This window comes from Paenibacillus sp. 1781tsa1 (assembly GCF_024159265.1).
Taxonomy (GTDB): domain Bacteria; phylum Bacillota; class Bacilli; order Paenibacillales; family Paenibacillaceae; genus Paenibacillus.
The window spans coordinates 1,866,768-1,892,869 of the sequence record NZ_JAMYWY010000001.1 but is presented as its reverse complement, the minus strand read 5'-3'; the positions used below and the strand labels follow the sequence as shown (position 1 = coordinate 1,892,869).

The window sequence follows — 26,102 nt, the reverse complement described above, 5'->3', positions numbered from 1 at the left end:
GTAAAAGGAAAAAAGCGACTCACATGAGTCGCTTGTATTCCTTTCATATAAATAATCGTATTCATATCGTCATATCCATAGCACGCTATACTGATAATACATCAGATGCACATCTAAAACCGATATGTCCGGTGGATGTGTCCAGCGTATTGGGAATCCGTGCTGCCACTCTGTACCGATTGCAATAGGAACGGTGGCACAGATATGAACCGCCTTTTAACACCTTGCGAACTTCATTGGAAGTAATAACAGTCTTAGCAAGTATAGACTTCTCATGATCCGTAACATAGTTGTCAGCGCACCATTCCCATACATTACCTGACATGTTGTACAATCCAAATCCGTTGGCAGGAAAGGATCGGGATGGAGCTGTACCCACATAACCATCCGCGGCATTATTTTGAGTTGGAAAGGTACCTTGCCAGATGTTGCACTGATGCTGTCCATCCGGTCTCAGAACATCACCCCAGGGATATTTCTTCTGGATTAATCCACCTCGTGCTGCATATTCCCACTCGGCTTCTGTAGGCAGGCGCTTACCCGCCCAGCCACAATACGCGTTGGCATCGTTCCAGGAGATATGGATAACGGGATGGTCAGCCCTGTCATTTACATCAGAGTCAGGTCCTTCGGGATGAGACCAGTCCGCACCTTCAACAACCCACCACCAGGGCGTTTGCTCCACCACAGTACGAACATGAGCAGCCGTTTGCGAAGAAACGAATAAATGAAAAACAAAGGACCAGCCGAATCGCTCAGCCTCCGTTCGATACCCGGTCTCCCGCACAAACTGTTCAAACTGCGCATTGGTCACTGTGCATTCATCCAGATAAAAGGAGTCCACCTGTGTCTCCCTGACAGGCCCTTCCCCATCTCCTGTAAAAGCTTCAGGATCATTGGTACCCATAAGGAACCTTCCACCTTTAATCCATACGCGGTCCCTGTCGTCACGCCCGGCGATGTATCCGTCGTCTCCCGCCAGCGCACTGGTCTCCAGAAGGTCAACAGGATGTAAGAAAGCATTGTCGGCCGCTGCACTCATCTCACGGGAAGCGGTCGATTCCCGTGTATCCTCTAATCGAATTCCCTCCTTAATCCTGCTACTCCGGCTTGCAGAACAACAGCAGGACGTTTCCTTTTTGGGTATCTGACCATGCATCTGAGGTATCCCCTTCCCCTGGTTTATGACTCATGATCCCCATTGTACACGACAGGAATAATGTTCGGAACGGGTGGAGTAGTCGTCATCCCTTCACCCAGATAATAATCCGTCAACAAGGATTGCATATATCCTTTCACAGCCAGTCCATTGCGGTAAGCCGGATTATGCGGCAACGTGTAGATGCGGACGTCGGATGGTATCGTTGTTGTATACAGACGTAATGCTGTGAAATCACTCGTTTCATAGAGAATTTCCTCTCGCCAATCCCCGAGCAGATCGCCATAGAGCACAGGGGCGTTTCTGGAATTGACGCGAACATCATCGGCTGTAAACAGACGTGTGGCTATGTTCTGCTCCCAATCCCACTTTTCCACAAAATTCTTATCCAGCAGCTCGCCGAGCACATCACCGTCCCACCAAATTCTGAAATTGGTCGAGGGCTGAACTGAACTAATCACTTCACCGTCCACGTTGTAGATATTGCCTGAACTGGACCACATCTCAAGCCCATTGTGCCGTGGATCAATATCCGCCAGCGTTCCCCGTGCTACGTCCTGCGGGATTTCCCCTGTACGAATGATCTCGCCCGTCGCCGCATCGGCATAAAACCAAGGGAATTGATTGACGTTTCCGTTCTCCGCCTGCTGAATCCCGAATTGCTCCAGCCCTGGTCGATCCGGATCAATGTCTGTAATGTGGAAACGATCGCCATGGACTACACCCGGCAGACTGTATAAGGTCTCTCCGTTATCATCCAGTGCCCAACCTCCGAATGACACCTCATCCTTCCCATCCCCATCGAGATCCAGGATACGAATCTGGTGGAAAAACTCACCGTCCGCTCCAACATGTCTCCAACGCTCCGTCAGGGCACCGCCTGCATAGTCATAGGCTGACGTCACATACTGAAAATTGCGGCTAAGCGCACGATTCTTGAGCGCTGTAATCAAGCTTGGATGTTCGCCATCCAGATAAGCAATGCCAAAGTGCCCACTAAGTGGACCGTCGACTGCATAATCATTGGTTATCGTTGTGCGTGCCGCTTCTGTTCCGGTCCATCCATCTACAACGGACACATACTGCGCACGCTCCGTCGTCGCAGGAACGACCTGACCATCAGCAAACGTTACTCCTTCAAACGTACGTAGCAATACTTCTGCTTTCCCATCACTGTCCAGATCAAATACCGTTATATTGTCGTTGTCCCGCCAGCCCCCAAGTCCAGCCACTCCAAATTCACTAACGGAAGCAGGCGGCGCATTATATGTATCTATCGTTGTGACACTGTATGGACCCAGATCAATCCGCCACAGGAAACCTTCGGTCAGACTGTAGGCCTCCACATATTTATTGCCTCCGTTCACCGGAATGCGGGTGACCACGTATTCATATTCCCCATCACCGTCCAGATCCCCAGGCCAACCATGCTGCACAAAATAATCGGACGGATTGGATGTTATATTTTGCAATGGAATACTGAAGTAATTGCGGATCTCGGGATTCGCTGCCAATACGACCTCGGCACTCGTATCTTGTAACCTACCGTCCACATAAGACTTCACGATATACGTATGGCTCTGGGTTACATCTACATTGGTGTCCGTATAATTGGTTCCCTGTGTCAAAGGCTGGTCATTCAGCTTCACTTCTTCTGTACCCGTCCGACGATAGATATCAAATGTAACCTGCTGCGGTTCGGTCCCAAGCAGACGCCAGCTCAGATACACCTTGTTCTCTCCCAGATATACGGCAGTAAAACCTCGTCCCAGATTTTCAACCAGACGTGGTGCAGATCCTTCTGCTGCATCGGCATTTGCATCTGCATGGAGTACTCCCCCTCCCGGTGAAGCAATTCCGGTCCATCCAATAACTCCACTTAACAGCAATGTGATTAGTACTTTGGTTCCTTTTGCCACAGTTGTTTTGGTTTTCATTTACATTTCCCCTCCATCGATGGTTAGTATATGCATAAAAAAAAGCAAAACCTGTTATCTCGTTCCCATTAGCCAATCTAAATGAGATTGACTGATTGGGTTCAGCAATAACTGCTTTGCCTCCGGATGCCCGGTCAACATGGTCTATCTACCGCTCTAACGGCTTGGTTCCTCCACGATCATAGAAAAAGGGTCCTTTCGCCCAACTGACAGCCAGATGCATCAGCAGTTCGGTCTTTAATTGCTCCCGAATTACAGCGTGCTGCTCATCATCATACAGGTTCGTCCACTCATGAGGGTCAACCGTCAGGTGATACAATTCACCCTTCGTTTCGTGCACTCTGGATGCAGACTCCGCAACAGAGCCCTCCATGTACAAAATGAGCTTCCACTCCGTGGTCCGCCACATATAGGCCGGAGCCGAATGAGGTGCCGTTACTCCCTTTCCATGAAATTCACAGAACGTTCCGCGATGCCGGAGATCGCCCAGCAGATCGACACCAGGCAGCATCGGATTCGCTTCAAGTCCGGCTGCACGCGTCAATGTGGGTACCAGATCCACCAATTCCGCAGGTTCCTGATCAATCGTTCCCCGCTTCTGCTCCTGAATATGGGTACCAGACAAGATGAGCGGCACCCTCACACTGCTGTCATACAGATTATATTTGGTGAAGCGAAACTGTCGTTCCCCCAGCATCTCTCCATGATCCGAGACAAATACAATCAGCGCGTTCTCCAGCCTCCCCTGGTTCTCCAACTTCTCCAAAGCGAGTCCAAAGTAATGATCGAGCCAGGAGCAATTCGCCCAGTATCTTAACGTGGTCCTCCTCCGCTCCTCCGAACTGCGCTGGTCCCATACCTTCTTCTTATCGAGGTACGACTGGCGACTACTCGAATTCAGTTCATCGGAAGCTGCCAGGTGAGTCTGCACTTCATCCTCCCAAGGTGGTTGCGGAATATCCGGAATATCTTCCAGCCTGTACAGGTCTTCGAATGCTTTTGGCACATTGAACCCGGCATGTGGCTTCAGGAAAGACAGATAAAAAAATAACGGCCGCTCCGGGTCTACCCCTTCATCCAAAAATTGCAGCGCCTGTTCGGCTACCCAGCCATCCCGATGCTGATTCATCGGAATCTGACTCGTAAGCCCTGTATAACCATTGACATTTTCCTCACCGCCGCCAAAATCCTTCGTCTCCTGATGGTAGGCTTCCAACGCTTCGGGATGGGAGTCACCCATCATTGTCGCTCCCTGTTCATAATGACCACTTTGACGGGAAAGTCCGATGGATCTTACTTCGAACCCTCGCGTGGAAGGCTCCTCTACGCCCTCGCTATGGTTCCAATGCGTTTTTCCGAATCCGGCGGTCTGATACCCTGCGCGGTGCATCAACGCTGGCAAAGGTTCTGAAGGCAGCTTGTCTTCCTCGAACAATCCGCCATAATTCGTTCGGACCCCAAGCTGTGACGGATAATATCCCATCATCATGGAGCTTCGGCTTGGCGCACACATTGGCGATTGGCAGACCGCATCATGGAAAGTGATTCCCTCGGCTGCAAGTTTATCGAGACTCGGTGTATGAATATGTTCATTGAACGTTCCAATACAGTCCCATCGCTGCTGATCTGTCATGAGAAAAATAATATTTGGCTTGTCCTGTGACACGTCACATCCCACTCTCCTTTGGCCGAAAACTAGGGCGTGTACTAAACGGAGCGGTTACCCCGATTATGCCCCGTATGATTGTGAATGTCTTCCCGGTAACGACTTGGCGTCGTTCCCTCATTTTTCTTGAACAACCGATTGAAGTAACTGGGCTGATAACCTACCTGCTCCGCAATTTCACTGATTTTGACGTCTGTTGATTCAAGCAGCTCCTTGGCCCGGTGGAGCCTTACCTCAGTCAAATAGTCCACAAAATTCTGCCCGAACGTCTGCTTGAATGCCCGGCTTAATGTGTAGGAATGAATCCCGTGAAGATCTGCCAATGCATCTAACGATAAGGCTTCTGCATAGTGCTGCTGTGCATGCTCCTTCATCTGATGAACAGCCATCTGTATCTGCTTCTCTTCCTTGCCTGTGAATTCCTCTACACATACGTGCACAATCCGCTCCTTGAACCACAGGAACAGTTCATCCAGATCATGCAGCTGCAACACCTCTTCATACATCCCTATCCCGAATAGCTCGACCGGATCTTCCCCTAATTGCAAAAGGGTATGTTGTATGCGTGCCAGCAGTTGGAATACAGCCTGACGAACATGCTTATCCGGCGCTTCAAATCGGGCATACGTGCCAATAAATATGCTGAACTGTTCCAAGGCAGTGTCCTGTTCACCACTCCGTAATGCCGAGATGATAGCCTGCTCCAATTCAAGCGAATATACTTCATGTTCATTCACATCCTGCTCTGCCTCCTCATTCATATCAATGATCGTCACATTGGATGAGAACTGCCTTTTCCTCAATACAGCCCTCGATTCTCTGACCAGCTGAGGAATATGGGAGGCATCTGATGTGGGTTTGCTGATCAAGACTGTCATACGAACGTTCCATTCCGACTGCACGGCTTCCAGCCAATGCTGGGCCATCCGAGATAATTCCTCTCTGAATTCAGGCGTCTCTGGCTGGACCTCTGGAGGGACAGCCAGCAACAGCGCAATGGACATGTCATGGTAATTGATCGTCTCGGCTCGGTAAGGAAGTCCCTTCAACTGCCTGTTCAGAATATCGGTTGCGCCAAAACTGATCCACTCCTGAGATTCGCTTCGATGTCGCTCTTTAGTCCCATATAGAAGAACTGCACTCGGAGGAATCTGAGCAAACAGGATGATGAACCGCTCATTCCGAAGGACCCAGCCCAGCTGTGCCAGACGTTCCTTCCATTCATGGTCGGATGACAGTAACAGATGACCCAGCGTGAGCTGAATCAGCAAGCTCTCCCGGGCGAGTGGAAGTTGCTCTTCCAACCGTTGCTGCAACGATTCTCTCTCCTGATTAACGCCAATCCAGCGCTGTTCAATATGCTTGATTTCATCCAGTTGTACAGACTCATTCGAGCGGACAGAAGCCGCGGTAAACATTCGCAATAACTTCGTAAACGGTTTATAGAGCTGGAGCGAACCAACCCACGATAAGATCAATGCCAGTAATAGTCCTGATCCATTGACGAGAAGAACGATTCGGGGTACCGATACAATCGGAGCTACAATTTCATTGAGAGGCACCGCGGACACGTAAGTCCAATCAGTACCCAGTCTGCGGAAGGTGCCCGTTTGAACCGAGTAAGTCAGGTCTTCATAATCCATCAGGAAAGAAGACAGACTTCCTTCCAAGTTCAACATATGTTCACGCACAGCATGCTGTAATCCACCAAACACTTTGTCTTGTGGAAGCATGGGCTTGCCCTGCTCATCCAGCAGGAATGTCGTCCCGCCATTATACGGAGACAAGGTCTGTAACATGTTGCCTAGTTGCTTGTTATCCAGCGTGATCGTTAGTGCCCCTAGTGCATCGTCGCTTCCACCCGGAAGCCGATTCACCATCATCATGGAGGTGCTATCCATGGAGCGGGACCAATATGTGGCCTGGGGCTGATGAGTCAACCGTTCATACTTCTCGATCTCCCCGGCGTCTTTGATAAAATCATACCGTTCAGAATCCATCTTTACGGCCTGGGGTTCCCCCAGATACAATTGAACTTTGCCGATCAATGTATTGGAATTCTGAATCATCAGCAGCAATCGGTACAGTTCATGAACCTGTTTATACTTGAATACAAAATCGAGCTCTTTCAGACGATTATCGAAAACCGGATCAAAGGCCCACTGCGAGAAGGTCAATTCAAGTGCATCCAATTGATCGCCAACCCACACGGTACGTTGTTCAAACTGATGTAGATGGGTTTGCTGCAAAATCTTTTCCATTTTGACGGTGACCCAGCCATACAGCAGCCCCCCTGTAATGACTCCCGGAATGCAGGCGATAAACAGAATCATCATCAGGCTGCGCCTGAAATAACGCCCTTTGGGTAATGGGTCTGCTGTGCGCTTGAATATCATCTGTATGGACCTCCTTCCCGGGAATACCCGCCTGAATGCAGATTCATCCTTTGACCGAGCCGATCAGTGCTCCTTTGGCAAAATGCTTTTGTATAAACGGATACACCACCAGTACTGGCAATATGGCTACAATAATCGCGGCCATCTTCAACATTTCTGTCGGCGGTGTCTCCACCTGCTGTCCAGGCGCAACCAGATCGATGTTGGATGCGTTCAGCAACATGTTTTGCAGTAATACTTGGATGGGCCATTTGGCAGAATCGTTCAGATATAACAGTGCCGCGAAGAATTGATTCCAGTACCCTACAGCGAAAAACAATCCAAAGGCAGCAAGCGCAGGCATCGACAAGGGCAACACAATCGTGTACCAGGTTCGGATGGCGCTACAGCCATCAATGGATGCCGCTTCGCTGATCTCTGCGGGCAGGCTGTCGAAGAAATTTTTCATCAGCAACACCGTCCAGCCATTGGCGAGCGCTGGCAGGATCAGTGCCCAGATATTATTGATCAGCCCCAGTTCCCGTACCAGCAGGTAATTTGGAATGATGCCCGGGCTAAACAAGATGGTTAGTACAATCAGGAACATCAGTATTTTTCTGAAGTGGAATTGCTTCTGGGACAGCGCATAAGCCAGAGAGGATGATACAGCCAGGCTGCACGCCGTGCCGACGGTTGCCAGAAATGCACTGTTCCCCAGCGAGCGTGCAAAGGCAGGCGTGGATAACAAATACGTATAGGCTTCAACAGACCAGCGTTCCGGGAAGAGTACGATTTTCTTTTGCAAATACTCTCCGGGGTCAGTGAATGAAACGACAAAAACATAATATAGCGGGAAAAACATAACCACAGCCAATAGTCCAAGCGTAACCACATTCAGGGACTGTCCAATCCGCTCACTCCATTTCATGCGATGCATTCGAAACCTCCTCTCCATTGATTAAAGGCTGGTACGGATATGGTCGAGTACCGGAACTAACTAATAGACGCCTTCCTGACCCAAGCGCTTTACTACACGATTTGCGACAACGACCAGCACCAGACCAATTACGGATTTGAACAGTCCAACCGCTGTACTGTAGCTGAAATCGCCCTGCTCAATCCCTGTGCGGTATACATAGGTGTCGAATACTTCGGCCACTTCAGATACAGCGCCGTTGTACATGAGGAAAATTTGCTCAAACCCCACCTCCATGATGTCTCCCAGCCTTAAAATCAAGAGTACGATGATGACACTGCGGATGGCAGGCAGCGTAATGTGCCAGATCTGGCGCAATCGTCCTGCTCCATCCATGCGTGCCGCCTCATACAGCTGAGTATCCACACTCGCCATGGCCGCCAGAAACACAATCGTGCCCCAACCTGCTTCCTTCCACATCGCTTGCAAGGTGACCATGATCCAGAAGCTGTCCGGATTCGTTAATATATCCACTCGGGGCCATCCCCATAAAGCGAATAACTCATTAATCAGTCCCGTTCCTTTGGCGAACAGCAGCAGCGTTAACCCTGCAATGATTACCCAGGAGAGGAAATGCGGCATGTAGATAATTGTTTGAATCAGTCTCTTATACGCCACACTTCGCAGTTCATTGAGTCCCAGGGAGATCAGGATCGGAAAAGGAAAGAACAATATCAGATTGAGCAGGCTGATCGCCAGCGTATTTCGGAACAACAAGGCAAAGTCCGGATTATCAAATAGTGCTGTAAAGTGCTGCAAACCAACCCACTCACTGCCCTGAATCCCCCGAAAGGGCGAGTAATCCTGAAACGCAATGATAATGCCCCACATCGGGATGTATTTGAAAATGAGAAAGAACAATATGCCTGGCAGTGCAAGCACATATAACGACCGGTCACGCCGAAGTGCAGACAGCAAGTTTAACCCTTTCTTTTTGGTTGAAGTTTGCTTCCCCTTAACCGTACTCATTCGTTGCTCATGGGTGCTCATGGTTTGCAGCTCCTTCCCCTCAGATTCACTGTCCATTTCTTTTCTTGTAGGCTTCGGTCATCTCATCACTCATCGCCTGGACATTCGGATCATTCCGCAGGGTTTCCACAAAGGCATCCCAAGCTTCAATCGGCTCCCGGCCCAAAATAATCTTTGCTTTCAGATCCTGGATCTTCTTGTTGAGTTCAGGCAGCACTTTTTGCCCGGTCTCGGATTGAAGGCCAGCAGCCAGATCTGCCACGCTCGTTTTGTCTCGCTCTGCCTCCACTTTTTTGAACAGTTCATTGGCCTGTGTCTCTTCGTCCGTTTCGCCAGTGGTATTCCAAGGCAGGTCGATGACGTTAACGATATGATTGAAATCCGACGCGTTATCCGCCGTCAACTTTTCACTACTTGCTACCTTTTTGCCATCGACCACTTCATAATGCGTACCTTCAATCCCGAACTGCTGGATTTCAAATACTTCCGGATTCATCCAGGTATCGACGAGTTGGAGAATTCGTTTCATCTTCTCTTCCGGCACACTGGCAGGGATCGCCAGAATACCGTTGTATCCCGAACCTTTCGGATTATATCCATTCAGATTGGTCAAAGGATAGAAATCCGTATATTTAAAAGAAGGATCGACCTTCTTCAGGTCATCGGCATAGATTTTGCGCATCGTACCTGTCTTGTCCACGATAATGCCCGCCTGATTGCGCTTGAACAGTTCCCTGGCCTGCGTCAGCTTGAGCGAAAGCAGATCTTCCGGCATCATGCCTTTGCTATAGGCTTTGGTTAAATATTGAAGGGATTCTTTCACCTCGGGCAACAATTCCCTGTAGACCAGCTTCTCCTGCGACCCATCCCATTTCCAACTGCTATTGGTTCCGATAAATGAACTCTCAATGGCACCGAGTACTGGGCCCAGATTCCCTCCCCAGCCGAGATCATCAGGACTGATATAAGCGGCAAGCGCTGTGGTATCTTTGGTTCCATTACCATCAGGGTCCTGTTCTACAAAAGCCTCCATCACCTTGAACAACTCATCCGTGGTCTCTGGCACCTGCAAATTCAATCGGTCGAGCCAATCCTTGCGGATGATGAAAAAAGAATCTCCAGTGACTGGACGAGGCCGCGGGATACCATAATTGTTGCCGTCTGCTGCCTTGGTTGTATCCCATGCAATATCGGGAATGCCTCCGCTGAGGTTGGGATAGTCTTTAATATACGGGGTGATATCCCAGAAAGCACCTTGTTTGACCATCTTGGTGAAGGTACTTCCAAACGGATCATTAATCATGATCAGATCAGGTATATCCCCGGAAGCCAAGGTCAGATTGAGCTTGTCACCATAGATATTGTTGGAGACCCACTGAATGTTCATTTTGGAGTTAGTTGCTTCTTCAATGGCGCGTTTGATTACATTATCATCAGCAGCGGGGACGGCACTCGGCGTGATGGTCATAATGCTGACTTCCAACGGATCGTCGGCATTGCCGCTGCTGCCACTTACCTGTCCTTCTTCTTTATTTCCGCATGCACTAAGCACCACGGACATGACCATGACAACCGATATGATCCAGGCCAGATTACGGGTGTTGCGTTTCCCCACTTTTTGCATAGGCTTTCCCATCCTCCTTAGTCTCTTAAACCTATAGTCTTAATCGGATTAACGATTAAAAAAAGGGGCTTTGACAGGCTCTTGAAGAAGATTCTTCCTGACCGGTCAAAGCTTTCACTCACTATAACGAACACCCGTATTTCCTGCAATTGCACTTTTTTGCACCTGTTAGAAACGGTAGAAATGTGCCCTAAACCCCTTCGCTTCAACGATAAGGTCTGATAATACGCTCGTCCCATACTTGTACTTCAATATATCGTTCGGGACCTTGATCGCTAGTCATAGTGTACATCATGCCAACATATGTGGAAATAACTGTAGCAAAATATTGCCCGTGGATAAAGTTACACTTGGGACTTCAATTACACGAGGTAAAACCCACTGTTATTAAGGAAATATTAACCAATATGTGGTAGACTAATATAAATTATTTATCTTCAGCAGGCTTAAAGGGAGGTCATCCTATGTTTGGTGTTAACGTGAAAAAAATAAAAGATCAACTGGTCATTCGCTGGCAGTTTTCCAAAATTGAAATTCCTATCTCCAACATTACGTCAGTTACCCTTGACGATACATATGGTGGCAGCGAACCAGCCGCCATTCGGATCGGTCCGGTTAATGGCACAAGCGAGAGGATTCTGATCCGTACGGTTAATCAATCATATATCTTATTCACGAACAGTGTGAATTTATATCCCAATATCCAAGCTATGTTACACCCGTCAAACTAGATTGTTGTTCTAGCCGGATTCGCATGTTCTCTTGGAAGAAGGGTTCCATTTACATATGTGCGCTACCCAAAAAGCGTTAGTATTCGCATGAATTCTTACAGCGAATACTAACGCTTCTCTCATTCCAATTCAACAGTCCAATTAACCCACAACCCCGGAGCGTTCAATGCTCTCCACAAAATAACGCTGCACGAACAAGTACAAAATAATCAGCGGTGCAATCGCGAGCAAAATGCCTGTATCCACGATCATCGCCACATAGTTCGGATCGGCCTTGATGCCGGAGTTCGAGCCAAATCCCATCAGCTGCGGGATCAACTGGTTCGCCTGAGCAGGCAAGGAAGCCACCTTCAGTGAGATCAGTGGACTTTCACTCATGAATAATGCCGAATAGAAGGTATCATTGTACTGCCAGACAAACGAAAACAGAATGACCGTGATCAGTGGCGAGATTGCATTGGGCAGCATGATTCGGGCAAACGTTTTGAATCCACCAGCGCCATCAATCAGGGCGGCCTCCTCAATTTCCTTTGGCATTCCCTTGAAAAACTGACGGAAAATATAGATGAACAGCCCCGCTTTCAGCCCTCCTGCCGTAGCCGCCGTAATCATGGAAGGCCAATACGTATTCAGCAGATTGATGCCATTCTTTCCGGTGAACAACTGGATGATGCCCATAAAGTCAAAACTGCGGAAATGCAAATACATCGGCACCATGAGCGTACTTGTCGGCACCAGAATCGTAAGAATCACCAGCACAAAGAGCACATTACTACCCGGAAACGAAAACCGGGCGAAGCCATACCCGGCAAGTGCACAGGATATCGCTGTCAGAAGCGTTGTGATGGTAACGAACAATAACGTGTTCGCCAGCAGAGGCAGGTAATCCATCACTTGTGCCGCTAGCCGGATATTATCCAGCGTAAAATGCTGAGGAATCATATAAATCGTTGGATTGTAGATATCCTGTTTATCCTTGAACGCCACTGACACTTTGAGAAATAACGGGTACAAAATAATAAATGAAATACCGATGACCAGTGCATATCTGAATATGGAATAGAGAAGGTCCGATGTTTTGTTTCGCACCCGATGCATGTGATAATTCTGCTTCGGAACTACCACCATGCGATCTGTCCCTGATGCAGCCATAATCTGAAGCCTCCCTTAATGTTAACCGTCAGTTGTAGTGAACCCGCCGTGACAAGACCCAGCCCACTACGATCAGTACAAGGCCAATCACCAGCGTATATAGCCAGGACATCGCCGAGCTTAAGCCAAAGTTCTGGGTTTTGAATGCGGTCTGATAGATAGCCTGTGTGACCGGACTTCCGGCAAAGGAATCAATGATGGTATAGATGACATTTGTCAGAATCAATGGACTGACCATGGGAAAGGTAATTTTCCAGAACGATTCGTAGGCTGTCGCCCCTTCGATCTTCGCAACCTCATACATTGATCCCGGTACCGATTGCAGCGCGGCAAGGAAAATCAAAATCTGCACACCCGAACTGCTAATAATCTCATAGATCCGCATGATGGCTTCAACGATATAATCCACATAGGCCATTGGCAATCCCACATCCGCCAGCATCCGCACAATGGATACCACATTGAACGAGGCACCGCCATCAGCGGCCGCATCGACAGCACTTGCATCTCCCATCAGATTGATTAATCCCGCAGACTCAGCTGCTGCAACTGCACTGGAAGCCAGAATAACCGGTAAAAAGAAGATTGCACGTGCCATCGTTCTACCTCTGAACTTCTGGTTAAGCAGTGTCGCCGTGAACAGACTGAAGAACAAAATCATCGGCACATTCAGCAACATCGCTCCAACGGAGTCGACCAGAATCCGGTTGAACGTCGCATCAACCAGAAGCGCATCCTTGAAGTTTTTAAATCCAACGAAGTCCAGAACGTACCCGCCCGGAGCAACGGACAGATTACTCAAACTGAACCGAATCGATTGCAGGAGCGGCGTGGCAAAGAGGAAGATGAAGCCGACCAGCCACGGCGAAATAAATGCAAGTCCAAGCAGCGCTCTCCGTGACTTCAGCGATAATCGAATGGTTCTCATCGGTTCACTCCTCCCACCACATAATCCGTCCCGCCAACCGTTGTTCCATCCACGGTTACAGCATCCGCATTGTAATTCACAAGGATGGATGTACCGCCAGTATAGATGATCCGGACCACACCATCCTGAATGCGTTCATGCTTGAGAATCTGCTCATTCGCCAGATCTCCCAACACTTCATTAGCCTGCTTATACAAGGCAACGGCGTCATCCACCCAATATGCATACTCCGTTGCGTAAGCCGAATCATAATTCGTCAGCTTCAGCCGGGAAGATGGTTCATAGGTCCATTGAAAATACGGAGCTGCCCCAAGCTCCAGGCTGCGCAGCAACTGTTTGCGCAGATCCTGATCTCCCGATGTGTTCATCGGAGATGCCGCATAGTTCATGTATCCATGAATGACCATCGCATAAAAAGGAACCTCTTCATCGGTAATATTGAACCGACTCGACCCTGCGGGTACATTCACAACATGTTGTGCACTACCCCAAGCGTAGCTATTTGCAGCAGATATCATCAGGTTCGGATAGGACTGTTCCAACTTGCCAAGTTGCTCCTTCACAATGTTTTTCGCCGTCTCCCGATGAATCACCCGACTATCCCGGTAATCGGAAGTCAGGACCTGCCCGAGATCACGAAGGGATAATCCGCCGAGGTCCAGTTGATTGTATTGGTCAGCAAACTCACTCACTACATAAGGAAGCTTGGCCGCTGAGAGCAGATAATAGCTGTCCCTACTCTGATCCATGCGATTAAGCGCAGGATTGTATGGATACAGTTCTGCTGTCTCCTTTGTGACAAACCGCGCCGCATCCGAGGAAGGAGCAAAACGCATATCATCGTGATAAATATGCTGGAAAGCCACATCCGGGAACAAAGCTCCACCCGACTGCTCCAGCTTGGCGGACAACGCCTGAAGTTCGGAATGACTGCCTACTTCACTGTCCAACTTCACCTTGGTTGGCGTATGATGACTGATGCCACCGCCGAACCATCCCTGATAACGCATTTGTACGCGGTTCACACCATTCTGCTGTAACTTCGCTGCCATTTCGGTGGCCTGTTCGTACGTCGTCATGGCTAAAGTGGTCCGATAGGGCACACTCAGGAACGAAGCCTTTTTGTCCACTGCACCAAGCACATCCACATAGAACGGCAGCTCCGTCTGTTCTGCGAGCGGCTTCAATATATCCTGCTCTATCAACTGCTGCTGATATAGGCGGGCCATACCCGAGTAACTGGCATCTTCTCCATGAAGGAAATGATAGCGAACCTGAATATCTCCACGGAAAGGCTCATCGCTAAGCAGCTGGATCTCCTGCATTTTCTGCGAGGTGTACATCTCCAGTTCATCTTCACCCCGCAGGGAGAAGGTCGCATGCACGTGATTGTAACTGTTCTGCCTGCCTCCAATATCCGCGGAGATACTGGCAATGCCGTCCCCTTTTTCAATGACTGCAAACCAGGCATTCTCTCCGTTTTTCAGACCAAACACAGGCATATGCGCGGATTCACTAACCTGAGGACGACTGAGCGAATTATCATTTGGGTCTGTGCCGTATACGCGCTGTACATACTGCTCTTCCTGGGTTTTCCCGTTGTTCAGATGGATCAGGCTGCCGGAACCATCAGGCACGAGCATATAGCCCTCACCCTTCGTATCCGCAGCACCAAAATAAGCGAGCAAATCAATATTCCGAATGCGGTATTGCCCACTTTCCTCTATCTGGCTCAGAGGCACGGTCACAACAAGTGCTCCCTGCTCCAGTCGGTATTCCACTGAAATGACAAAGCTGGGCTTATCGGATACGCCCCCACCTTCAACCCCGTTCTCCTGATTGTCAAAAGCCAAATCGTCCGCGGTATAACCCGCCGTCTCAAAGGCACCCAACATCTTGTTCAGTACTAGCTGCTTCGAAATCTGTCCATCCAGCCGTTCCAGAATATCCGGATTGTTCTTGGTTGGATAATAACGTGCAGACGTGTATCTTGCGACAGTAGCGTCCAGCTTGGAAAGCACCTTCTCCTCGAGTCGCTGCTTGCTAATCAACTTCGGCAGTGCATCAATGCCAAGCGACGTATCACCAAGTGTATAGTTCACCCGAATCCCCTGATCGATCTGACCCACTGTGAATTGTTTGTTGCTTATACTCGAACTGAAATTTGGAAAGTTCTCCAGTGTGCCCATCGAATCCCGGAAAGACACGTTCAACTGGGAGGACAGCACTTCTTTTTCATATGCGGAAGCGAGACTGTCCTCAGCCCGTTCTTTCGGGTTGCTATACCAGACCTCTCCACTCTTCCCGTCCCGTACTGCAATTTCCGTTGTTTCCTCGTTATAGTACAGGGCCAATCCCTGATCTTCGGCGACCAGCTGCATACCAGGCACACCCTGCGAAGAGTCGCTAAGGAACTGCAGCGGGACCTCCGTGACGGGCATGGCTTGGGTTGTCGTATCCAGATAAGCCGCGGCTTTTACGGCAGGAATCCCCCTGTTGTTTATATACAGCAGCCCGGCTGCAATCATGATCACAGCTGTACCACCAGCCAGCACCGTATATAGTCGTTGCCTTTTGTTCACGGATGCCGCCTCCTTTAGGTCCGAAAAATCAACTCGCGGTAAATGTTATAACCGAATTCGTACAACTGTTGCAGCATGCTGAAGACCAGTGCGCCAAGGAATACGATAATGCCCATCACAATGAGTGTCAGCACCATCGTAACGATTGTTTTAAATACCGTGTACTGGTGTACCGTCATCGTGCCAATGAACAGAAGCAGTACAAACCAGAAAAAAGCGATGCTATTGAACAGATAATAAAAAGCAGTCTCCTCCTGCACCATAAAGCGGCTAATCACGATCATTGGGGCATAGATCAGAATAACCGGAATGAGCGAGTAACCTGTTGCCAGAACGATTTCCCTGAACTTGCCTTCCCCTTCCATCAAGGTTGTTACTGCCCAATTGGCCGTACACCATAGAAAGAAAGGCACCGCAACTGTGGCGATCTCAATGATGCTGTTAATCGTGCGAGGGTCGATGTAATTGACGAGAAATCCTGCGTACTGCTTTTGCAAAATCATCATGACAATGGTAAGCGCGAGTGCTGCAAAAGCAACAAGCAGTCGTCCCCGGTTATCCGACTTGAGATCCCAAAATGCAGCAATGGGGTGAAAAATGAGATGCAGCGGAAACTTAATGAAATCCTGCTTCACGATCAACCTGCCTCCTCTGTCTCCATTTAACCGCTACCCGGGTCAGGAACAGAATGACAATCAGCGCGATTGCAACGGTCAGGAATGTACCAAAATGTTCCTTCATCATCTCTCGCCGATGCCTCTTGAATGCCACAGAATAACTCTTGCGATCCATCCCAAGTTCGAAGTAATCCAGCGCTTCCTCGTTTTTCTTCTCCATTAATAAGGACTTGCCGATACCGATATAGGCGATGTCATAGTTGGCATTCAGCTTAAGCACTTCTCTCCATATATTTACGGCCTCCGTGTCCTCGCCCCGATAGTGGAGTGCCACCGCTTCATTCACACGGGAACCAAAACGGGTTGGCTCATAGACAACAAGATTGTTCTTGCCCCGGTCCAGAACCAAGTGATGCTCACCCGATTGTTCAATCGCGACAGGTGTTTTGAGCGTGCCCACCTGATTGCCTTTGCCACCGTATATGTAGAGCAGATGACCTTCATCGTCGTACGTGAACACCCGGTTCTGTGTCGCATCCAGTACACTGTACATGCCGTCGCCCAGCACTTTCACATCAATCAGTTTGGATGGACCCGGATTGTTGCGGAACCGGATATCGCCTTTGACGTCGTAGTAACCAAACCGCTTCAGTACATCTTCACCAGACGGGTTGAGACGTTTGATCGGTTCATTCGAACCTGGATCAATATTCGTCGCATACACGAATCCTTTGGGGTCAATATCCGCATTGGAGAACTCCGTTGGAACAAACAGGACCATCTGTGCACGCTGGGCTTTGGTGGATAACATGCGCCAGATGTATTCGCCGTAGTCCCGCTCCACTTTGTTGGTACCGACGTATCCGATAAATGTCCCACTCTCATCAAACTGCATAATGCCTTCGTAGACACCTTGTGCCACAACATATACGCGACCTACATGATCAACCGTCAGTTTCAAGGGCTGGAACTGGAATTGGGTCGACAGGATATCCGACTCCGGCTTGGTTATGGTATGAAGCAGCATCCCTTCTCCATCCAAAACAACCACTCGACTGTTTCCCGTATCGGCGACATATATGCGTTCTTCTTCATCTACAAACAATCCACCTGGAAGGTTAAAGCTCTCTTTGCTACCCTCCATCATGAATCCATCGATGACGCGCAGCAGCTTAAAGCCTGGGTCCAATACGACAACTCGGCTGTTACCGCTATCCAAAATGTAGATCAACCCGGACGGAGAAACGTTCACATCACCGGGGTCTTTGAACTCACTAATGCCGAGGTCACGGCCTGAAATGGTGCGCTCGGGCAGATAGGCATCTGGTGAAGGAACAGCCTCTTTCCAGTAGTTGTAGTTATAACTCTCATACGGCGCCGGGGAGGCCGCCGCAGGCACGGCATTCACCAGCAGCAGAGATACTGCCGCCAGGAGAACAAGCCATCTTTTCACTGTGCGTGCCATATCGTTCCCCCTTAATCCTTCATGCCCGAGCTCGCCATCGTCTCAATGATCCGGCTCTGAGAGAAAATAAATAGCGTGATCGGCACACTCATCAAAATCAGTGCTACCGCAGCACCCGCTCCTGCCCGGGAAATTCCGCCCTGAATAATCTGGCCCGCTGCATAATGCAAGGTCTTGAGCTGCTCACTATAAATGTATCCATTGCCATCACTGCCCCATAACATCTGGAACAACAGGATGATCAACGTAAGCCAGGCTGGCTTCACATTGGGCATAACGATAGACCAAAAGATCCGGTATTCACTCGCACCGTCAATCTTGGCTGCTTCCAGCAGTGCATCCGGGATCTGCTCCATGAATTGTTTCATCAGATACAACCCGAGTGAATAGGCAAATGCCGGAATAATGACTGCCCAGTAAGTGTCAATCCATCCGAGCCATGACATGATCATATAGTTCGGAATTGCCGTCACCGCAGGTGTGAACATCAGTGACAGTACGACCACTTGGAACATGAATACTTTGCCTGGAAACTTGTGCTTGGCAAGCGGGTAGGCCGCCGCGGAAGCTAGCAGCACATGGCCTACGATACCGATGCCTGTTATAAACACCGTGTTGAATATATAACGTGAGAACGGCACCCACGAGTCACTCAGCAGATTCAGCAGATCCGTAAAGTTGCTGAACGTCGGATTTTTGACAAACAGCGTTGGTGGAAAGGTAAAAATCTCATCCAATGGTTTGAATGCATTGTTGATTGCATAGATCAGCGGCAGCACCATGAAGGCACCAAATACGAGCAGAAGGGCAAACAGGGAGAGACTTCCCGATAGCGAGCGATTTACCCGCTTTTTGCCTGTCGCAATTGCAGCCATAGCTATTCTCCCACCCTTCGAAGCAGTTTCTGTACCAGCAAGTTGGTACCCACCATAATCATGAACAATACGGTGGCAATCGCTGATGCGTAACCCATCTCAAACCGTGTTGTACCAAAGTCGATCAAATGGGTCACCACGGTCTCTGCTGCATAATTCACGCTTGGGAACCCGGCCAGCGCAATCGACACATCGGCCACGGCAAACGAGGTTGTAAGCTGAATGACTGCGCCGAACATGAGCTGCGGGCGCATCGAAGGCAGGGTAATGTACCATAGCTCCTGCCAGCGATTTTTGATCCCATCCACTGCTCCTGCTTCATATAACGTCCGGTCCACCGTCTGCAAACCGGCGATAAACGCCAGAAATCCGGTTCCGAGACTCAGCCATAACTGCACGAGAATGAGGATCGGCATAATGTAGGCTTCCGTCTTTAGCCACTGGATTGGCTCCAGCAGAAAACCCCATTTGATCAAAAGCCCATTGGCAATACCATAACGATCTCCCGAGAAGATCATCAGCCAGATAAAATACACATTGCCCGAGATGGAGGGCGCGTAGAAGATCAGCGTCATGAAAGCTCTCCATTTCGGTGTTAACTCATTAATGATCCACGCGAAGACGAAGCAAGCAATGTAACTGATCGGTCCGGTAATAATGGCAAACAGCAGCGTATTCTTGATCGCAATCAGGAATACATCATCCTCCAGAAACAGGCGAGTATAGTTCTGCCAGCCAATGAAACGTGGAAATTCCAACATATTAAAGTAGGTGAAGCTGAGTATGATCGAGATGACAACCGGAATCACGGTAAACATGAGGAACAGGAGCATATACGGTGCAAGCAGAACATAGGAATGTTTGCTGGCCTTCATTTCCTGGAGCTTCCAGCTCCACCACGATTTCATGCCCATCCTTGACGCTTTCTCAGGAGGACTGTTTTGTCGGTCTCGGAGTGATATTTGTGGCACGATTAACCCTCCCTCTGCTTACGGAAGACCAAATTCATTACGCTTCACTCGAATCTCGTCCTGAATATATTGGGTATAATCCATGATGGATTCCCTGGCTTCCACTTGGCCAACAACGGTTTTGTAAAATGCATTGAACAGATGGCGGCCTGTAAAATAACCACCAGGTACTTCGGGAATGCCCTTCACGGTTTCGAATTGTGCCTTCAGATTGGCGTAATCCTCCGCAGGCCACGGCAGGGAATCCAGTGCCTTGATGTTGGCCGTTGGATAACGGGCAGCCGCACCCATCAGTCCTTCCATCTCCCGTCCGAATTCAGCCTGGATCGGTGTACTGGTCCACCACTTCATGAACGCCCACGCCGCATCCTGATCCTTGGCACCCTCCAGCATCATGACTGCGCTGCCTCCACCGGGTACGTCCCGATTCAAGGTTCCATCCGCTTGAACGGTTCCCGGTACAGGAACGAATCCCCATAATCCTCGAATCTCCGGTGCAAATACGGACAACTGGTTGTACATGGTGTAATCCGTTAGTCCAATAGGCATCTGTCCTGTCCGGAAACGATTGGCAAAATCATATTCCCGCTCCAGCTTGTAATCGGTATAGAATTCGGTCCACTGCTTGAACGTCTCGATCCCGATCCGGGAATCCAGATCCGACTCCTTGTCATCGTTCCGATAGAAAGCGCCTCCGTTCTGGAGCAGCATCGTGGCATACTGTGAGTTCGGCGGAATATTGACACCCTGCATATTCGCCTGAGTCACAATCGGCATGCCAAATTCCATGTGATTTTTGCTCAGAATCGCGAGTAGAGCCTCGACATCCTGCCAGTTCTGAGGCACTTCAAGCCCGAGTTCTTCCAGCACGTCTTTACGGTAAAACAACATGTTAAAGGTCTGTGTTTCCGGCAGGGCATATACGCCTGAATCATAGGCATACGGCACGATTGCACTTTCCCTGAACTCCTGTTCTACGGTGCGATAGTCACTGAATTGCGTCAGATCTACAGCCGAGTTCCGCATCGCAAAATTCACAGGCAGATCATTACCGATCTGCATGGCAATATCGGGTCCTTCACCGGACAAGGTTGCTGGCAGCAAGGTTCCCATGTTGACCAGCTTCAGGTTCACGTTAATGCCACTGTCTGGTGTGAAGGTCTTGTCAATCATCGCCTTCATCGTATTCGCCTGGTCCCGCCCGCTGCCAATCCAGACGGTTACGGTGCGCTGATCTTCCGATGTGGCTACATTGCCGATCTGGTTGTAATCAATGAAGAACGAATGATAGAATATCTTCGCTTCATGACCGAGCTTGGCAAGTGGCCCCATGCCTGTGCCGGGAATATCGCGGTCGATCGAAGTGACGTACAGTGCGTCGATCTCCAGGGGCTGTTCTCGTGCCTGCTGCACCCATGTGCCAAGACCGCCTGTATTGGTTTTATAAGCCGCAAGCCGTCTTGGAATGGTATCTGGTTTGTCAATCATCTCGTCCAGTTGCAGCGCCATCGTCTTGATCAGCGCTTCCTGATCGCTGGACTGTCCTGACAGGAGACGAAGCTGTGCGGCCACGCCTTTGAGTCTTTTACTTTCTCCGCTGAACACTTCCAGCAGGTTCGGGATCTGTTTTTCCACCCGGTAATCCCGGAATTCATCAGGCTTCGTACCTGTAATCATCAGAATGCGTCGGTACATGGAGTTCAAGTTGTACAGACTGTCCTCCACATTTCGGATGAGGGGCGCAAAATCACCTAGGCTGTTCTCCAGCCGCAGCACATGTTTTCCTTTTTCCAAGTGAAACTTGTATGCTTCCTTGCCGCCCATGACGTCAATGCGATAGTCACTTTGATAACGAAAAGGTGCTTTGGCCATCTCTGCAAACGGAACTTCACCGTCAATGGTCAGTTTGCGTGTAGAATAGATGCCTTTGACAAAATTCTGCTGTGCGGTAAAACCGATATGATACAGTCCACTCTCCGGCACATCCACTTCCCATTCAATCCATTGTCCTGGCAAACGCCAGTTAAATCCGCCAATCGTATTGATGCGTACCTGGGAAGCGCTATATGGAGATACAGCAGAACTTGATCTTTCGCTCGTCGGGTATAACGTAGGTGAAGATTTGGCAACAGCAGCTTCTCCTTCAATGCGAATAAGTACATCCTTCGGTTGCCCAGAGGAATTCGATTGTTGTGCACCCGCAGTCTCTGCGTAAGGAACGGCTGTCTTCTCATTGAAAAGATGAATGGATCGGATCACCATGGGTTCACGCGAGGATTTTAGCGTTAGGGTGTGTTTCCCTTTTTCCAAATAAAACTTGAATGGAGCCTGTTCGTACCCGTCGGAGTCCTGAAACGTCTCTTCCATCCAGCGTGGTTGCTCCACTTGTCTCGGACGAAGGTCATTGCCTTGATTATCCTGCTCAACAACATCTTTCTCATTGGCCCACACCCGGTCAAACTGCAAATAGGCGGCTTCCGCAAAAGGAAGTTCATCGTCAATGTACAACGCACGCTCAATGGCTGAGCTCTTGCCTTCAACGGGATAATAGATGGCGGACAGGTTATACAGCCCGGTCTCCGGCACATTAATGGTCCAATCGACTTGTCCGGTCTCTCCGGTATGGAGAGATACACCATCCATTCCCTCATAATTGGTCAGTTTGCGGACGTCTTCACCTTCGGCTTTTATGTAATCTCCTGCTTCAATGGTGATGTCCACATTCGGCTGTGTAGCCTGATCCGTTCCGGATCGATACTGTTCGTATCCCTTTTTCTGCCGAGTCTGCTGCAAGATTGCATCCACTTCAATGGCAGGCAGACTGCCAGGTGGAATGTCTGCACTCTTCTCATCAGCGCCGGAAGTTACATATAGAATGATGCAGGCTGCTGCCACGATGATCACTGTGGACAATACCCATGTCTTGCGTTGTAGAATTCCAGCCATCCTACGAGTCCTCCTCATCAAGGCTGATGCCAGCAATGCCGATTTGGTGGTTCAGGAAAAAGGGGCTCCGTGCAACGTTGCCGACACGAGCCCCTGCCTGAATCGTTTGCTGGTGATAAGTGTGATTATTGTTTACCGAGTTTATCAATGGCAGCTTGTGCCTGTGCTTTATATTTCTCCGCTGTTGCCGTCACGGAAGCATTGTTTTTGATGATATCGTTCACATAATCCCCGAAAGGGTATCCCGTGTAGGCATCATCCAGCAAGATGCGGCCTGTTCCAGCGATGTGCTCGCGAATGATGGCAATATCCTTCTCGTCGGTGTAACGACTCTCCAGATAGTCCTGACCTGGATACTCTTCAATCTGCGGGATGTCGAAGGTCTCTTCATAGATTTGGTAGACGATCTTTGGGTCCTCCACACCTTTTGGAATGAATTTCGCTGATGCCGCGTTGTTTGCATACGTTACCTCTTTGCTACCCTGTGGTCCATTCGGAATCGGCACAACACCGACAGCAAAGGTGAGATCGCCCAACTGCCATTCGGCTGCGGTAAACAGGGCTACGTCTCCATCCTTAAAGGTATTGCTTTCCTCCCAATTGGTTTTGTCGCCCGTTTTGACCTTCACGACATTTTCCACGTTGTACAGTCTTTTGACGAATTCGGCAGCTTCAATCGTTTTCGGATCGGACAATCCTTCCTTGCTATGTTCATCATCCACGATCGTTCCACCATTGGCAGCGGTAAAATGACGAACGACATCAAGCGCCCAGCCAGAAAATCCGTATACGTCAATTTTTCCGTCGTTATTGGTATCTTTGGTTGCCTGTTTGGCGAGTTCCATGAATTTATCCCAATCCCATTTGCCTTGGTTATACAGTTCTTGAGGATCAGGCAGAGATAATTTTTTGAACAAGTCACGGTTATAGTGAAGTCCCAGGCCAATGCTGGTTGGCGATTCAAAGGCGTATTCGTTGCCTGCAATGGCAGGGAATTTAGTAATCAGGTTAGCCTCTTGGTTGATGTTGTTCTCAGGTGTAGTGAATTCGGAGAGGGGCAACAATTGCCCTTTGAGGATAGCAGGTAGTGCGGATTTGTATTCCATCTGAACGATATCAGCGAATGGTTCGCCGGCCAGCGCAGACGTGGTGAATTTGTTCATGTATTCTTCGAAAGGCACGTTGACGAATTCCAGTTTTACGTTGTATTTCTTCTCGACCTCTGCAATTTTATCGAGTCTGGCCTTATCGGAGGCTGTCTCTCCCGTCGGTTTCAAGTCCCACCAGGCCGCGACCTTAATGACACGTCCACCCAGATCAGGAACATTCGCCACAGCTTCCTCCGCTCCGCCCTCTTTCTCTGTCTCAGAGATTTCGGTGCTGTTGCCTGAGTTCGTTGTTCCGTCTGCTTCGGTCCCCGTCTGCGCTGCCCCCCCACCACTGCAAGCGGATACAAAAAGCATCACGGCCAATAACATCAGAGGTAGAACATTCCATCTTCTAATCATGATTTTAACAACCTCCCCGAATGTGTATACCAATCATGGTCCACCCTTAATCGTTAACCCCATTCATCAACCAATCGAAAATGAAGAACCACCACCATTTGTTATTTTCTTGTTTGTTTTTGACAAACAAAATTTAACACAGCAAAATGTAAGCGTCAACATTTTTGTTGTTAACATTTTCTAATTATTCTGATAAAATGCTGATAAAGCTGTAATTTATCTGTATCACAGCTTATTCAACATCCTGAATTCTAAGTACAAACTTATTAAAACATGATTATAACTTTGTTTATTTTGTTATTTTTATAAAATAACAAAATAATAATTCAACAGACAAAATTCGTCATACTATCTGAAAATATGCTTACCGTCACGTTGAACGTTCATCCTAAAATACTGTGCATCACTAACATTTTGAATTCTCTGTCCGTTATTAGATTAAGAGAAATACATCATGTTATACTAAGAACAGTTGGATATCGCTCCAAATAAGGAATACGGCAGAACTACGAGTGTAAGGATGGTATGATGAAGACAAAGGTAACAATTCAGGAGATTGCACATTTTACGGGTTTGTCGAAATTCGCGGTGTCAAGAGCTTTGTCTGGAAAATCAGGAGTTAGCGATCAAACGAGGGATGTCATTCTCAAGGCCGCTGGCAAACTTGGATATTTCAAAGATAACAGCATGTTGTCTGGTGAACTGTATAACAGCCATGAAATTCAGGAAACGAAGAACACACGTTCAAGCGGAACGATCTTGATTTTGTTTCCCAATGTTCGGTACCAAAATCAAGACTCCGTATACTGGGGACCCGTCTTTAACGGGATTTCTTCCAAGCTGAACCAAAAAGGGATTAATATTCTGACCTTGACGGAACCATCAGCAGACCAGCTATTCACCCTGCTCAACCCGGATGCCATTCGTGGAATCATTACCGTGGGCTCGATCTCGACTCCGATTCTGCTTGAAATCAAGCGGCTCAGTATTCCCGTTGTCATGGTAGATCATCTGGACCCTGTTTTCCACAGTGATAGCATATTTACCGATAACTTTGCATCCATGCGAGAGATCATGCTCTATTTGCTCCGCAAAGGCTTCAAAACATTTCAGTTCGTTGGCAATATCGGGGATGCTCACAGTTTCTATGAACGCTGGATTGCATACACTTCTGTACTTATGGGCCATGGGATGGAAATAGATCAGATCCCCGAACTGAGTAATCAGGCATTGGATGAGTTCCGCCAGACGTTCACTTCGGTGATCAGTGAGGATAACCTGCCTGAAGTGTTTGTATGTGCGAATGATTTCTATGGGCTATACACCATAGAAGCCCTTGAGAGTATGGGGATTCGTGTACCCGATCAGTGTGTTGTCACGGGATTTGATAATCTATATGACAATATCCCATTACTGGCTACTGTCAATGTGAACAAGGAATTGCTCGGTGCGCGTGCAGTGGATCAGATGTTATGGCGCATTGCGAATCCAGAAAGCAACGTCGAGAAAAAATTAATTCTTGCTGACGTCATTATTCGTGAACAGTTTGGCAGGCATAGTGGATAAAAGCAGACGAAATACCCTCAAACCCATCGATGAGATGACGGGTCTGAGGGTATTT

Annotated in this window: 17 protein-coding genes and 1 pseudogene; 2 read left to right on the top strand and 16 right to left on the bottom strand. The window is 48.8% G+C overall.

Features of this window, described 5'->3' with window-relative positions; all coding sequences use genetic code 11:
* Positions 1-85: 85 nt before the first annotated feature.
* From NKT06_RS08515 to NKT06_RS08485, 7 genes and pseudogenes are all read right to left on the bottom strand, one after another.
* Positions 86-922 (bottom strand): annotated as a pseudogene (locus tag NKT06_RS08515) (formylglycine-generating enzyme family protein); the annotation flags it as partial.
* A 260-nt stretch (positions 923-1,182) separates the two neighbouring features.
* Complete coding sequence (locus tag NKT06_RS08510) at positions 1,183-3,096, bottom strand: rhamnogalacturonan lyase family protein (RefSeq protein WP_253432594.1); 1,914 nt, start codon at positions 3,094-3,096, stop codon at positions 1,183-1,185.
* 148 nt (positions 3,097-3,244) lie between these two features.
* Positions 3,245-4,762, bottom strand: a complete 1,518-nt coding sequence (locus NKT06_RS08505) for a sulfatase family protein (RefSeq protein WP_367399851.1) — start codon at positions 4,760-4,762, stop codon at positions 3,245-3,247.
* A gap of 41 nt (positions 4,763-4,803) precedes the next feature.
* Positions 4,804-7,158, bottom strand: a complete 2,355-nt coding sequence (locus NKT06_RS08500; protein WP_253432591.1) for a helix-turn-helix domain-containing protein — start codon at positions 7,156-7,158, stop codon at positions 4,804-4,806.
* A 43-nt stretch (positions 7,159-7,201) separates the two neighbouring features.
* Positions 7,202-8,074, bottom strand: a complete 873-nt coding sequence (locus NKT06_RS08495) for a carbohydrate ABC transporter permease (protein WP_483311565.1) — start codon at positions 8,072-8,074, stop codon at positions 7,202-7,204.
* Positions 8,075-8,134: 60 nt separating this feature from the next.
* Positions 8,135-9,082: an ABC transporter permease gene (locus NKT06_RS08490; RefSeq protein ID WP_253442448.1), complete on the bottom strand. Its 948-nt coding sequence runs from the start codon at positions 9,080-9,082 to the stop codon at positions 8,135-8,137.
* A gap of 46 nt (positions 9,083-9,128) precedes the next feature.
* Positions 9,129-10,706, bottom strand: a complete 1,578-nt coding sequence (locus NKT06_RS08485; RefSeq protein WP_253432588.1) for an extracellular solute-binding protein — start codon at positions 10,704-10,706, stop codon at positions 9,129-9,131.
* Between the two features lie 464 nt (positions 10,707-11,170).
* Here NKT06_RS08485 and NKT06_RS08480 point away from each other — a divergent pair, with 464 nt between their 5' ends.
* A complete protein-coding gene (locus tag NKT06_RS08480) occupies positions 11,171-11,437 on the top strand; it encodes a PH domain-containing protein (protein WP_253432585.1) in 267 nt (88 codons plus the stop codon).
* A 141-nt stretch (positions 11,438-11,578) separates the two neighbouring features.
* On the opposite strand, the gene NKT06_RS08475 is transcribed toward NKT06_RS08480, so the two are convergent.
* The 9 genes from NKT06_RS08475 to NKT06_RS08435 all read right to left on the bottom strand — a co-directional run bounded on the left by NKT06_RS08475 (position 11,579) and on the right by NKT06_RS08435 (position 24,481).
* Positions 11,579-12,589: a carbohydrate ABC transporter permease gene (locus NKT06_RS08475; RefSeq protein WP_190945116.1), complete on the bottom strand. Its 1,011-nt coding sequence runs from the start codon at positions 12,587-12,589 to the stop codon at positions 11,579-11,581.
* 28 nt (positions 12,590-12,617) lie between these two features.
* Positions 12,618-13,517: a carbohydrate ABC transporter permease gene (locus NKT06_RS08470; RefSeq protein WP_253432582.1), complete on the bottom strand. Its 900-nt coding sequence runs from the start codon at positions 13,515-13,517 to the stop codon at positions 12,618-12,620.
* A complete protein-coding gene (locus NKT06_RS08465; RefSeq protein ID WP_253432579.1) occupies positions 13,514-16,099 on the bottom strand; it encodes a DUF5696 domain-containing protein in 2,586 nt (861 codons plus the stop codon). The genes NKT06_RS08470 and NKT06_RS08465 overlap by 4 nt, the downstream gene beginning before the upstream one ends.
* Before the next feature lie 14 nt (positions 16,100-16,113).
* A complete protein-coding gene (locus NKT06_RS08460) occupies positions 16,114-16,734 on the bottom strand; it encodes a YIP1 family protein (protein ID WP_253432576.1) in 621 nt (206 codons plus the stop codon).
* A complete protein-coding gene (locus tag NKT06_RS08455) occupies positions 16,715-18,181 on the bottom strand; it encodes an NHL repeat-containing protein (protein ID WP_253432573.1) in 1,467 nt (488 codons plus the stop codon). The genes NKT06_RS08460 and NKT06_RS08455 overlap by 20 nt, the downstream gene beginning before the upstream one ends.
* 11 nt (positions 18,182-18,192) lie before the next feature.
* The gene (locus tag NKT06_RS08450; RefSeq protein WP_017689719.1) at positions 18,193-19,056 is read right to left on the bottom strand and encodes a carbohydrate ABC transporter permease; all 864 of its coding nucleotides are present in this window, start codon (positions 19,054-19,056) and stop codon (positions 18,193-18,195) included.
* A gap of 2 nt (positions 19,057-19,058) precedes the next feature.
* Complete coding sequence (locus NKT06_RS08445; protein ID WP_047842211.1) at positions 19,059-19,970, bottom strand: carbohydrate ABC transporter permease; 912 nt, start codon at positions 19,968-19,970, stop codon at positions 19,059-19,061.
* A gap of 75 nt (positions 19,971-20,045) precedes the next feature.
* A complete protein-coding gene (locus NKT06_RS08440) occupies positions 20,046-22,973 on the bottom strand; it encodes an extracellular solute-binding protein (protein ID WP_253432569.1) in 2,928 nt (975 codons plus the stop codon).
* Positions 22,974-23,098: 125 nt separating this feature from the next.
* Entirely contained in the window at positions 23,099-24,481 is a 1,383-nt protein-coding gene (locus NKT06_RS08435; protein ID WP_253432566.1) for an ABC transporter substrate-binding protein, read from the bottom strand.
* Between the two features lie 528 nt (positions 24,482-25,009).
* Between NKT06_RS08435 and NKT06_RS08430 the strand changes: the two genes are divergently transcribed.
* Complete coding sequence (locus NKT06_RS08430; protein ID WP_483311613.1) at positions 25,010-26,047, top strand: LacI family DNA-binding transcriptional regulator; 1,038 nt, start codon at positions 25,010-25,012, stop codon at positions 26,045-26,047.
* Positions 26,048-26,102 lie beyond the last annotated feature (55 nt).

What these genes read in the sequence shown, in the direction of transcription:
- NKT06_RS08510 (WP_253432594.1), bottom strand. Translation starts at nt 3,096, where the DNA reads ATGAAAACCAAAACAACTGTGGCAAAAGGAACCAAAGTACTAATCACA.
- NKT06_RS08500 (WP_253432591.1), bottom strand. Translation starts at nt 7,158, where the DNA reads ATGATATTCAAGCGCACAGCAGACCCATTACCCAAAGGGCGTTATTTC.
- NKT06_RS08495 (WP_483311565.1), bottom strand. Translation starts at nt 8,074, where the DNA reads ATGCATCGCATGAAATGGAGTGAGCGGATTGGACAGTCCCTGAATGTG.
- NKT06_RS08490 (WP_253442448.1), bottom strand. Translation starts at nt 9,082, where the DNA reads ATGAGTACGGTTAAGGGGAAGCAAACTTCAACCAAAAAGAAAGGGTTA.
- NKT06_RS08485 (WP_253432588.1), bottom strand. Translation starts at nt 10,706, where the DNA reads ATGCAAAAAGTGGGGAAACGCAACACCCGTAATCTGGCCTGGATCATA.
- NKT06_RS08480 (WP_253432585.1), top strand. Translation starts at nt 11,171, where the DNA reads ATGTTTGGTGTTAACGTGAAAAAAATAAAAGATCAACTGGTCATTCGC.
- NKT06_RS08475 (WP_190945116.1), bottom strand. Translation starts at nt 12,589, where the DNA reads ATGGCTGCATCAGGGACAGATCGCATGGTGGTAGTTCCGAAGCAGAAT.
- NKT06_RS08470 (WP_253432582.1), bottom strand. Translation starts at nt 13,517, where the DNA reads ATGAGAACCATTCGATTATCGCTGAAGTCACGGAGAGCGCTGCTTGGA.
- NKT06_RS08455 (WP_253432573.1), bottom strand. Translation starts at nt 18,181, where the DNA reads ATGGCACGCACAGTGAAAAGATGGCTTGTTCTCCTGGCGGCAGTATCT.
- NKT06_RS08450 (WP_017689719.1), bottom strand. Translation starts at nt 19,056, where the DNA reads ATGGCTGCAATTGCGACAGGCAAAAAGCGGGTAAATCGCTCGCTATCG.
- NKT06_RS08445 (WP_047842211.1), bottom strand. Translation starts at nt 19,970, where the DNA reads ATGGGCATGAAATCGTGGTGGAGCTGGAAGCTCCAGGAAATGAAGGCC.
- NKT06_RS08440 (WP_253432569.1), bottom strand. Translation starts at nt 22,973, where the DNA reads ATGGCTGGAATTCTACAACGCAAGACATGGGTATTGTCCACAGTGATC.
- NKT06_RS08435 (WP_253432566.1), bottom strand. Translation starts at nt 24,481, where the DNA reads ATGATTAGAAGATGGAATGTTCTACCTCTGATGTTATTGGCCGTGATG.
- NKT06_RS08430 (WP_483311613.1), top strand. Translation starts at nt 25,010, where the DNA reads ATGAAGACAAAGGTAACAATTCAGGAGATTGCACATTTTACGGGTTTG.